Below are 10,171 nucleotides of genomic sequence, written 5' to 3'. Positions count from 1 at the left end.
TCGCGGGACATCTCCTCCAAGCCGGACACCGGAAGATCACATCATCATCCAGACAATCGATCAAAGTGACGGACAGTCACGCATCCAGCCGTATCGTCACCCGGTGCGCATGGCGTGAATGCTTACCTCACGATGCCGTCTGGCATCGGTGAGGCGGGTGTTCCCCGGCCAGTACCTCGAGGCCACCCTGGCCCAGATCAACGTGGATCGCACCACTGCGGGGCGCACGGCCTGGAAGCTACTCACGAACGGCGAGTACGCTAAGCCGTGAGGCCGAGCGGTTGAACGACTGGGGCAGCGCTGGCGGTGCATCTGAGCGAGCAGGACGTGGACGGCCTGAGCTCGACGGGCACACCATCGCTGCCCCAAACTGAGTAAGGCGTAATTCGCCTGGAAGAGAAAGGGATGTCCTATCAACTCGGCTTTCAGGAGGGCCGCCAACCAGCGGTGACCCGATGTTGAAATGGCATACTGATCGCGTAGCAGTTCGCCTTTGCGACTTACTTTTCATCCGCAACCTGAGCCGGGCGGCCGGTCGCACCTTAACGACTGAGGCTGTTGGATGCGGCCTCGCAGACGATCGATCTGTCTATTGCTCACATAGCATGTAAATCAGTGCAGACACTAAACGCGCGGACTGGGAGAGAGATTCATGGACGAGCAGACCAGGACTCCGTACATTGCGATTCTCGTTTATGTGACCCACGTCGAAGGAAATTATGCACGTCCCCGATACAGCGAAGATGTGGTTCTGCTATACAGGAACTCCATCGAAGATGCTCGTACCGCAGCAGAAGCAAAGGGTCGCGGCGACGAAATTTCCTACCATAACGAGTATGGGGAGTCCGTTACTTGGTCATTCATAGGGCTGGCGGATGTGCGTAATGCCTTGTATGACTCGCTAGAAGAAAGCACAACCCTATACTCAAGAAGTTTTCTTGATCTAGCCCAGTATAAGGATATCTTTTCGCTCTCATCGCTTGAAAGTGAGCAGGAATCGTGATGCCCCTCACAGGGAGCATCAATGTTGCCGCAGGACAGTGTTCAAGTAGTCGTAGTCCTGCGAACTGAACAAGCACCGCTTCTCAGGGCTTGCGCGTGCGTTCCCCGAAGTTGCGCAATTCCTGAGATCATCGTTCGATGGTTGCGACGTTGGCTTAGGTCGTTTTGATTGTCGACGACGCGTGAATGCTGGCCGTCGTTGACATTGATCGCCACTTCGGCTCACAATCCGGAGCGGTGAGGAAATCGCTGCCCCCGGATCGCCGCTCATCGCATGAGGAGTTGGCCGCGCTGGCGTTGTGGGTAGCGGAGCTGGCAGCCGATCTGGTCGTGGTGGAATCGGCGCTGCAGTGATACGAAACGGTACAAGAGAGTACGGATACACACGTTCTCATCCGACGACCGCAGGCGATCTCCGCGTTCTCCTTGACCGGTGCTGGACACCCCCACAGGCCAATGCCGTTAGTTAGCAATCTTGCCGGTAGCGTCGCTGGGTGATCTTGAGGGGTGCGTTACTAAGCAGAAACCGGGCTACTGGACCGTAGCTCAGTTACAGGCAACAGCAAGCCGTTCAATATTTCCAAGCAATCCGTCTGGGAGGCGTACGAGAAAGTCAAGGCGAACAAGGGCGCGGCGGGTGTGGACGCGGTGTCGACGGAAGTCTTCGAGAAGGATCTGAAGAACAATCTTTACCGGATCTGGAACCGTATGGCCTCCGGCACCTATTTTCCGCCCCCCGTGCGTGCGGTGGAGATCCCCAAGAAAGGTGGCGTCCGTATTCTGGGCGTACCCACGATCGGGGATCGCATCGCCCAGACGGTGGTTGCCCGGGTTCTGGAGCGGAAGGCCGAGCCGGTCTTCCATCCGGATTCCTACGGCTATCGTCCCGGGCGATCGGCGATCGACGCGGTGGGCCGGTGCCGGGAGCGCTGCTGGAAGGCGGGCTGGGTCATTGACCTGGACATCCGCACGTTCTTCGACAGCGTTCCGTGGGACCTGGTCCTCAAGGCGGTCGCCGCCCACACTGATCCGTCCCAGTCCTGGGTCCTGCTGTATGTGCGGCGCTGGCTGGCCGCGCCACTGCAACTACCCGACGGGACACGGCGCGAGCGGAACCGGGGAACTCCCCAGGGGTCATCGAGCAGACGCACCGCGGTGCGCAAGGACGGCGGGATGTTCCTGTCGTTCATGCCCGCGATCAGCGGGGAAGCCCTGAGCAGGATCAGTTCCGAGGTGCGGTCCTGGCGGCTGCACCACCGCACCAACCTGACCGAAGCGGACCTCGCACGGGTCATCAATCCGATCATTCGCGGGTGGATGGCGTACTACGGGGCCTTCTACAAGTCGGCGCTGTACCCCCTCCTGGAACGCATCAACGCCTACCTGATGCGGTGGATGCGCAAGAAGTTCAAGCGGCTGCGGGGCAGGAAACGGGCCCAATCAGCCTGGAACCAGGCGGTCGAAAGACGCCCCCGGTTCTTCGCCCATTGGGCCTGGAGCACTCATGTCCCCCGTGTCTGGTGACCAGAACGACAAGAGCCGTATGACGGGAGACTGTCACGTACGGATTCTGTGAGGGCCGGGGGGTGAGATTCCCCCCGGCTACTCGGCGGTGCTGGTGCCCGAGGTGGCGCGGCTCAAGGCATTTTTTTGGTTGATCGAGCGATGCGTAGATCAGCAGGCGTTGATGAGCGTCATCGTCCGGAGCACAGCGATCACGGCGAAGTGGTCAACCTCAGGGGCCACCGTTGCGACGGACGTAAGGTCCGAAGGTCGAACCAGTACACGGCAGACGCATTCCTGTCGCGCTCAGACCATCCACGATATTTCCAGCGGCTACTTCGTTGAGCTTCCCATCCTGAACCGCACAGGCAAGAAGCCACACAGTGCCGTGGACCTCCAAGCCATGTGCCCTTCCTACGGCCACGGCTTCTCGATCGTCGGTGATGGCGATCCCACGGGAGAGTTCGGTCGCGGAGAACACACTGGCCTCCCCCAGATCGCGCTCCGAGGATCCGATGCGCTGTGCCCATTTAGCGAAGCACTTGATCTCTTCCAGAGAATCGAGCCTTGCCAGCCCAAGCCAATCTGCGTCCAGCATGGTCCGGAGGAGCGGGTGCGCCTGCACCCCCCGCGCGTATCTCTTCCCGCACCACGTGTGTGGTCAGGCACGTAGTGCCCGCCAGAAGATCACGCAGCACGTCCAAGCGCTCGGCACGAGCGAAGTGGCTCAGGCACATCGCATCGAATACCAAGACGGGGTCTGGCTCAGCGCCGCTCACAGCTCGAAATCCGCGTCATCACGCCCCGGGAGGTCGGTTGCCACGATCTGACCTCGCATGAGTTCGACCGCCCGAGATTCTGTGATGAGCGACCTCTTGAAGGATTCCAGCACCGCATGCGCAAAGCTCGGCGGCACTCGGACCGCTTCCAAATCCGGTTGAGGTGCCCACCCGACCGCTTCCATCAACTCCGCACGCGTCGGGTTTCTTTGGCGCATCTCTTTGGCGACGCTGCTGTCGATGGCTTCGGCTGCGACGGCTTGCCGCACCGTCAAAGACCAGGAGGTCCTGAAGCGCGCAGCCAGGACCACCAAGTCCTCGCGCTTAACCCTCTCTCCCGAGTGAGGGATGCCGCGAAATGCCGCGGCCGGGAGAAGAAGTTCCGCAGCGAACGCATCGATGATCGCTTCTCTATCGTTACGAGACGCATGGATGCCGATGTCTGTGGAGTACTCATCTCCGACGATGAGGTGCCCCAGCTCATGAGCTGCGGTCGCGCGCCGGCGGCCAGGATCACCGTGCCTGCTGACAACCGCCACGGCAAGATCGTCTTCGATCAACGAGGCGCCTTCGCCCGGCACCTCAACCACTGCGACCAACTGTCCAAGCCGTTCGCACACACTCATGAGTGAATCGATTGGTTCATCGCCGTGGCCCAGACGATCTCGCACCCATACGGCGGCACGGCGGGCACTCAGAGTGTCCTCTACCGCCTCGGGATAGCGTTCGATGTCAGGAGGATTGAACGCTCTCATCTCAACAAGCTGCCGGATGTCAGCCAACCACGTAGAGAGAGCGACTTCCAAGTGATGGGATTGCCGTGTCGCGTCGGTCACGGTATCGTCTGCCAGCTCTGCGCGGCGGGACACGACCAGAGGCGGCGACTCGAGGAAGTAACCCAAGGGAACCTGAAGAACCGCCGACAGCTTGGCGAGCTCTAGCGCATCGACACGGCGAACGCCCCGCTCGATCTTCGCGATCATCGTTCGGTCGAGCTTCAGCGCTGACGCCAACTCCTCCTGCGACATGTCGGCTGCCATACGGCACTCACGCACGCGCTCACCTATGTCCAGCCACTCTCCTGACTCCTTCATAGTGCGATAATCGCACAGGGTCTACGGAGATGCGAGGCCGTGAAGCCGAATCGCGGTTATTATTGCGCCAATTAACTCCCATCCCCTTGCCGTCCTTACGTCCTACGTCGTCCGGTTGACATTACGCAGTTGCCCAGCAAGCAGAAGGGCGAAGCCAGGCAGCCCCAGCTTGACCGATCAGGTTGGCGGCCAGACTGCCAGAGCGCCCAGACCGGCGGCGACACAAGCTAAGCCCGTGCGCGGCAGAGTGTGGGCGTGCACGGCGGTACGACGGCGAGCAGGAGGCGCGCGGTGCCGCCATCGGCACAAGACGACTTACCTGGCGCGGCGCTCGGAGGCGCATCTCGCGCTTGGCGAGTTGGACGCTGAGGTGGAGGTGGCGAAGCAGGTGCTGAAACTGATGGGCGGGGTGGAGTCGGCACGCGGGAGCAGGTGTGCTGGGCGGCAGGCAATCGTGTTCTTGGGCGGTCCGTGACATGGCCGAGGGCTCTGCGCCCACCAGCGACTTCGCGACCTGGTCCACCTGGGCCTGTCGGGTCCCTTCCTGCAAGCAGGACACCGTAACGATGCGGCAGCAGCTCGGACTCTACTGAGGCATGGCGCGTCGGTGGACGAGGCGGAGGCCGGTTTCCACCAGGGTCCAGCCGAGGCGGGTCTGCCAGGCGCGCGCGGCCGAATCCGGCGAGGCGGCCGCCAGGCGGTGGCGGTCGGCCTCGGCGCGTAGCTCGCGGGCTCGGACCTTCTCTGCGTACAGGTAGAGCTCGGGGTACATCACTGCTCCTTGCCACCGGGGGTCCAGGTGCGGAACGGGAAGCCGTACATGTGCAGCGCGACGTTCTCGCGGCCCTCGGTGTCGCCCGCGTCGCGGGCCGCCTGTCCGCGCGCCCGCCACTTCACGGCCAGCTCGTTGAGCTCCTCCCTGAGTTGGCTCAGCTCGTCGGCCGTGAGCGACATCAGTGATTCGGAGGTGAAGGCCGCGCCGCGCCAGGCGTCGTCCCAGGCCGACTGCGCGTCGAGGTAGCTCTCGTGCAGCTCGCTCTGCTGGCGAGCGTGCATGCGGGACACCGCGATGTGGGCGGCGAGGCTCTCCGGGGCGTCGCGGAAGTCCTCGTCCCTGGTGACGAGGGTGGCGGCGACCGGCTGCCACCAGCGCTCCCTGGCGTCTCCGGTGGTCCCCTCGGCCTCCTCGATGAGGCCGTGCGTGGCGAGCTTGCGCAGGTGGTAGCTGACCAGGGAGACGGCCTCGTCGACCTGGTCGGCGAGCTGCGAGGCGGTCGCCGTGCCCGTCATGCGGAGCGCGCGGAAGAGCCTCATGCGGAGCGGGTGTCCCAGCGCTTTGAGCGTGTCGAGGTCCTTGATGCGACGGGTCTTCTCTGCGGCCATGCCTCAACCGTAGATACGAAAGGAAATTTGCGCAAATTATATTGCGCAAATTTCCTTTCGCGATCTCAGAAGCGCCAGCGGGTCTGGCCGTAGTCGCCCTTGCGGAAGCCCAGCACTTTGGCGGGGGCCACCTCGAAGACCAGGGCCTCCCCGCCCGCGATGTTCAGGAACACGCCGTCGCCCACGTCGAAATGCCACTCGGGGCCGTACTTGGCCTCCCAGGCGTCGGCGAGGCGCTTGAGCCTGCCGGTGTCCGTGACCCGCTCGGCGGTCCCCTCCACCACCAGGTCCAGCCCCTCGTGCAGGGAACTGGCGCCGGTGGTGAGCGCGCAGTTGCGGTTGGCCTCCAGGTTCCTGCCCTTCTGCTCCTCGGCGCCCGTGCAGAAGTAGATCGCGTCGTCCTGCCAGACGGCCAGGAGTGTGGTGACGTGCGGGCGGCCGTCGGCGCGTACGGTGCTCAGCCAGTACGTCTCAGCCCGCTCCAACTGGTCGCGGGCCTGCTCCCAGGGCGTCGGGGCGGCGTTCTCCGCGCTGAACCTGGCATCCAGCTCCGCGGTCGGTTCCATGATCACTCCTTTGGGTTCGGCGTGCTCATGGGTAGACTCCCCCGGCGTCAGGAACTCATCGCGAGCAGGGGCTACCTGACCGGCAGGTCGTAGACGCGGCGTACGCTGCTGCCAAGCCTGGCGACGTCGGCGCCGTACACGTGGAGCGACACCCCGACCTCGCCGCTCGTGTTGCGCACCACGTGGATGTCCCCCGGCGGCGCGAACCCGCTGACCTCGCCCGGCCGGTTGTCGGCGCGGCCGATCTCCACCAGGTGGTCGCCCATGTCGCGGTAGAGCGTCTCGTGCTCGATCCCGCTGAGGATCCCGAACGTGCACCACGACACGTGGTCGTGGATCGCCGTGAACTGGCCGGGCCGCCACACGACCGCGACGACCGAGAAGTCTTCCTGGGCGTGGAGCACGTGGGACACGTAGGTGCCGGGTGAGCCGGCGCGCTCCTGCGGGGTGAGGATGTCGAGTCCGGGGAGCCGGTCGCGGAGCAGGTCGGCGACGGCGTACGCGGTCTCGCGGACTCCGAGCCGCTGAGCGACAATGCCCGAAATGCCGGACACGAGGGTGTCGAGTCCCGGCCTGACTGCCGTGGTGGTCGCCATACATCCCCCTAGTAGGAAATCTCTCCTTCTCAGCCTGCTACGTTCCTACCAATAGGTCCAACAGAAGTTTTCTGAGCCATCGATAGATATGGTTGATGAATGCTCGATGTCGTACGCTTGCGCGTCCTCGTCGCGGTAGCCCGCAAGGGTTCGCTGACCGCGGCCGCCAGGGAGTTGCACTACTCGCAGCCCTCGGTCAGCCACCACCTCGCCCGGCTGGAGGCGGAGACCGGCGCCAGGCTCATCCAGCGCGTGGGCCGCGGCATCCGGCTCACCGAGGCGGGCAGGCTGCTCGCCGGCCGGGCCGAGGAGATCATCGGCAGGCTCGACGACACCGCGGAGGAGCTCGCCGCCCACGTGGGGCTGCGCTCCGGCCGCGTGCGACTGGCCGCCTTCCCCTCCGCGCTGGGGACGTTCGTCCCTGAGGCCGTCACGCTGCTGGCCGGGCAGCATCCCGGGCTGCGCCTGCAGCTCACCGAGACCGAGCCGCCCGAGGCGCTCAGGCTGCTGCGCGCCGGCCGGGTGGACGTCGCGGTCATCTTCAGGTACGACGACACCGCCCCCGAGGACAACGGCATCAGCATGACCCACCTCCTCGACGACCCCAGCTACCTGCTGTCCAGCGGTCCGGCCGGTGAAATCGCCGATCATGCGGAGTCGGCCTGGATCGCCGGCTGCGACCGGTGCCGCAGCCACCTGCTGGAGATCTGCGAGCAGGCGGGATACGCGCCGCGCATCTCGTTCACCAGCGACGACATCGTGGCCGTGCAGGCGCTGGTGGCGGCGAGCCTGGGCCTGACGATGCTGCCGGGGCTGGCCCTGCGCGCCCACCGGCACCCGGACGTGCGGGTCGCCGAGGTCCCGGGCTCCACCAGACACGTGTACGCGGCCGTCTACGGCGAGCCGCCCCCCCCCCCCCCCCCCGAGGCGCAGCTCAAAGCCCTCCAGGAAAGCTCGTTGACGCCGCGCTTAACATGACCCCATGCCGGATATTTCAACTCTTGCCGTTTTCTGCGTGGCAACGCTCGGTCTGCTGGTGGTTCCCGGGCCCGCGGTGCTCTACGTCGTCACCCGGAGCGTCTCGCAAGGCCGCGGCGCGGGCCTGATCTCGGTGTGCGGCGTGCACGCGGGCTCGGTAGTCCATGTCGCCGCGGCCGCGCTGGGCATCAGCGCGCTGCTGGCGGCCTCGGCGACGGCGTTCACCATAGTGAAGTACGTGGGCGTGGCCTACCTGCTCTGGCTCGGCGTACGCAAGCTGATGCGCAGGGACGAGGACGAGACCGCGATCGAGCTGCGCGTGCAGTCGAAGGGACGGCTGTTCTGGCAGGGCTTCGTGGTGAACGTGCTCAACCCCAAGACGGCGATCTTCTTCCTGGCGTTCCTGCCCCAGTTCGCTGACCCCGGCATCGGTCCGGTCGGTCCGCAGATGCTGCTGCTCGGCGTGTTGTGGGTCGTGCTCGGGATGGCGTCTGACGGCACGTACGCGATGCTCGCCTCCGCGCTGGCCGGCCGGGTCCGCAAGTCGGCCCGCGCGCGGCGGCGGATCGACGTGGGCAGCGGGGTCATGTACCTCGGGCTCGCGGCCTGGCTCACGACCGAGAAGGCCTGACCGGCTCGCGGCTCTCGCTCGCGACCGAGTAGGCGTGACGGGCTCGCGACCGAGTCGGTCTGACGGGCCGACAAGCCGGGAAATTTCCTTCGCATAGTGCGATAGTGAGACGGCAGGGGGGACGGCACGCCGGGACCTAGCAGTTGGGCGGACCTCCACGCCGGGACGTAGCTATTAGGCGGACCTCATGGACACGCCACCACACCGCCTCGGGCTCGAACGGGCCGTCGAGGTCCACTCGGGTCACGACGGCCTGGCCGGCGTGACCGGGTCCGGGTACGTGATCGGCGCCGATCTGGTGCTGACCTGCGCGGACGTGGTGGATCCGGCTGCGCCGTGCCGGGTACGCCCGCCGTGGTCCTCGCACTGGGCGGCGGCCGAGCCGGTGTGGCGTGGGCATGGCGGGGTGCTGCTGCGGGTCCCCGAGTCGCCGTGGAGCGCGGTCCCGGGCATCGACCAGGTTCGCTGGGCCAGGGTGGCGACCATCTCCGGTGATACCCCGGCGGGTGACGGCGCGTACCGGCGTTCCTTGGTAGGTGAGGGCGGGTACCAGCCGCGCTCCCCGGCGGGTGACGGCGGGTCGGGCGACCGGCTGCGTTCTCCGGCGGGCGACGGCGGGTCAGACGCGGACCAGTTGCCTTTGCCTGCGGGCGACGGCGAGTCAGGCGCGTACCGGCTAGGTTCCCCGGCGGGTGACGGCGCGTCGGGCGTGCATCGGCTGCGGTGTGTGGCGAGGGGATTCGCCGGCTCGGGGCGGCGGCGGGTTGCGCAGACGTTGTCGTGCCTGGTCGCCTCCCCCACGAGTGCCGTGTCCGAGGTTCTGACGGTCAGCGTGCTCGATTCGGCGCCCGCGTCGCTCTGGGAGGGCGGGGCGGGCGTCTGGGAGGGTATGGCGGGCGCTGCCCTGCTCGCCGAGCCCGCCCAGCAGATCATCGGGCTGATCGCCCCTGGACCCGTGGGTCACTCCCTGGCCGCGATCCCGGTAACCTCCCTGCTCGGCGACGAACGGTTCCGCGAACTGACCGCCTTCACACCCGGCCGGCTCGAAACGGTGGCCGGCGGCGAGTCTTCTGTGATCCTGCCCGACCTCCTGATCCCCGCCCGCGAGCAGCCGCCCCAGGACTGCCCCGATTGGCGGCTGCTGTTGCCGCGCCATGCGGTGGTGCCGTTCCTGGGGAGGCAGGAGGAGCTGGCGGAGCTTCGCGAGTGGGCCGCCGACGCCACCCCGTTGTCCGTCGCGGTGCTGACCGGTCGCAGCGGCACCGGCAAGACCAGGCTGGCGGGCGAGCTGTGCGAAGAACTGGCCGAGGCGGGATGGGACACCGGCTTCCTGCCGCTCGACGCCGTCTGCGTCCCGCTCTCCGACCCGGCCGCGACCTTGGACGCGCTGCGTCCCACCCTGCTGGTCGTCGACCACCCTGAGCCGTCCGCGCCGCTGGTCGGCGAGCTGGTACGGCGGCTGGCCAGGCACCGGCACAACCCCCGGACACGGCTGCTGCTCCTGGCCCGCGAGCCCGGTGAGGCCGAGTGGTGGCGGCGCCTGGACACGGCCGCCGGCGGCTGGCTAAGACGCCTCAACACCACAACCGTCCACCTCAACACCCGCCCCTTGACCCTGACCGAACGAACCCTGCACGCC

Annotated in this window: 12 protein-coding genes; 6 read left to right on the top strand and 6 right to left on the bottom strand. The window is 66.1% G+C overall.

What is annotated here, in order from left to right:
• Positions 1–652 precede the first annotated feature (652 nt).
• The 3 genes from ITP53_RS50280 (at position 653) to ITP53_RS50270 (ending at position 2,526) form a co-directional block, all read left to right on the top strand.
• Positions 653–1,003: a DUF4288 domain-containing protein gene (locus ITP53_RS50280; RefSeq protein ID WP_195902587.1), complete on the top strand. Its 351-nt coding sequence runs from the start codon at positions 653–655 to the stop codon at positions 1,001–1,003.
• Between the two features lie 185 nt (positions 1,004–1,188).
• Positions 1,189–1,356 carry a hypothetical protein gene (locus ITP53_RS50275; RefSeq protein WP_195902586.1) on the top strand — a complete coding sequence of 56 codons (168 nt, stop codon included), beginning with the start codon at positions 1,189–1,191 and terminating at the stop codon, positions 1,354–1,356.
• Between the two features lie 285 nt (positions 1,357–1,641).
• A complete protein-coding gene (locus ITP53_RS50270) occupies positions 1,642–2,526 on the top strand; it encodes a reverse transcriptase domain-containing protein (RefSeq protein ID WP_195902585.1) in 885 nt (294 codons plus the stop codon).
• Between the two features lie 211 nt (positions 2,527–2,737).
• On the opposite strand, the gene ITP53_RS50265 is transcribed toward ITP53_RS50270, so the two are convergent.
• From ITP53_RS50265 to ITP53_RS50240, 6 genes are all read right to left on the bottom strand, one after another.
• The gene (locus ITP53_RS50265) at positions 2,738–3,103 is read right to left on the bottom strand and encodes a hypothetical protein (protein ID WP_195902584.1); all 366 of its coding nucleotides are present in this window, start codon (positions 3,101–3,103) and stop codon (positions 2,738–2,740) included.
• A 177-nt stretch (positions 3,104–3,280) separates the two neighbouring features.
• Positions 3,281–4,378 (bottom strand): helix-turn-helix domain-containing protein, encoded by a 1,098-nt coding sequence (locus tag ITP53_RS60790; protein WP_195902583.1) that lies wholly within the window; start codon positions 4,376–4,378, stop codon positions 3,281–3,283.
• Between the two features lie 586 nt (positions 4,379–4,964).
• Positions 4,965–5,150: a hypothetical protein gene (locus tag ITP53_RS50255; protein ID WP_195902582.1), complete on the bottom strand. Its 186-nt coding sequence runs from the start codon at positions 5,148–5,150 to the stop codon at positions 4,965–4,967.
• Positions 5,150–5,761, bottom strand: a complete 612-nt coding sequence (locus tag ITP53_RS50250) for a winged helix-turn-helix domain-containing protein (protein WP_195902581.1) — start codon at positions 5,759–5,761, stop codon at positions 5,150–5,152. Before ITP53_RS50250 ends, ITP53_RS50255 begins: the two co-directional genes overlap by 1 nt.
• A gap of 65 nt (positions 5,762–5,826) precedes the next feature.
• A complete protein-coding gene (locus tag ITP53_RS50245) occupies positions 5,827–6,327 on the bottom strand; it encodes a pyridoxamine 5'-phosphate oxidase family protein (RefSeq protein ID WP_195902580.1) in 501 nt (166 codons plus the stop codon).
• A 71-nt stretch (positions 6,328–6,398) separates the two neighbouring features.
• Positions 6,399–6,923 (bottom strand): cysteine dioxygenase family protein, encoded by a 525-nt coding sequence (locus ITP53_RS50240; protein ID WP_195902579.1) that lies wholly within the window; start codon positions 6,921–6,923, stop codon positions 6,399–6,401.
• Positions 6,924–7,022: 99 nt separating this feature from the next.
• Here ITP53_RS50240 and ITP53_RS50235 point away from each other — a divergent pair, with 99 nt between their 5' ends.
• From ITP53_RS50235 to ITP53_RS50225, 3 genes are all read left to right on the top strand, one after another.
• Positions 7,023–7,901: a LysR family transcriptional regulator gene (locus ITP53_RS50235; RefSeq protein ID WP_195902578.1), complete on the top strand. Its 879-nt coding sequence runs from the start codon at positions 7,023–7,025 to the stop codon at positions 7,899–7,901.
• Between the two features lie 37 nt (positions 7,902–7,938).
• Entirely contained in the window at positions 7,939–8,532 is a 594-nt protein-coding gene (locus ITP53_RS50230; protein WP_328818417.1) for a LysE family translocator, read from the top strand.
• A gap of 187 nt (positions 8,533–8,719) precedes the next feature.
• On the top strand, positions 8,720–10,171 hold a 1,452-nt coding region (locus tag ITP53_RS50225; RefSeq protein WP_195902576.1), incomplete at its 3' end, for an ATP-binding protein.

Source organism: Nonomuraea cypriaca, from assembly GCF_015645445.1.
Classification (GTDB): Bacteria; Actinomycetota; Actinomycetes; order Streptosporangiales; family Streptosporangiaceae; genus Nonomuraea; species Nonomuraea cypriaca.
The sequence above is the reverse complement of the archived record's forward strand: the minus strand, read 5'-3'. Positions and strand labels throughout refer to the sequence as shown.

Excerpts from the sequence above, each read along its gene's own strand:
- ITP53_RS50255 (WP_195902582.1), bottom strand. The coding sequence starts at position 5,150 with ATGTACCCCGAGCTCTACCTGTACGCAGAGAAGGTCCGAGCCCGCGAG.
- ITP53_RS50275 (WP_195902586.1), top strand. The coding sequence starts at position 1,189 with ATGCTGGCCGTCGTTGACATTGATCGCCACTTCGGCTCACAATCCGGA.
- ITP53_RS50240 (WP_195902579.1), bottom strand. The coding sequence starts at position 6,923 with ATGGCGACCACCACGGCAGTCAGGCCGGGACTCGACACCCTCGTGTCC.
- ITP53_RS50265 (WP_195902584.1), bottom strand. The coding sequence starts at position 3,103 with ATGCTGGACGCAGATTGGCTTGGGCTGGCAAGGCTCGATTCTCTGGAA.
- ITP53_RS60790 (WP_195902583.1), bottom strand. The coding sequence starts at position 4,378 with ATGAAGGAGTCAGGAGAGTGGCTGGACATAGGTGAGCGCGTGCGTGAG.
- ITP53_RS50280 (WP_195902587.1), top strand. The coding sequence starts at position 653 with ATGGACGAGCAGACCAGGACTCCGTACATTGCGATTCTCGTTTATGTG.
- ITP53_RS50235 (WP_195902578.1), top strand. The coding sequence starts at position 7,023 with ATGCTCGATGTCGTACGCTTGCGCGTCCTCGTCGCGGTAGCCCGCAAG.
- ITP53_RS50245 (WP_195902580.1), bottom strand. The coding sequence starts at position 6,327 with ATGGAACCGACCGCGGAGCTGGATGCCAGGTTCAGCGCGGAGAACGCC.
- ITP53_RS50250 (WP_195902581.1), bottom strand. The coding sequence starts at position 5,761 with ATGGCCGCAGAGAAGACCCGTCGCATCAAGGACCTCGACACGCTCAAA.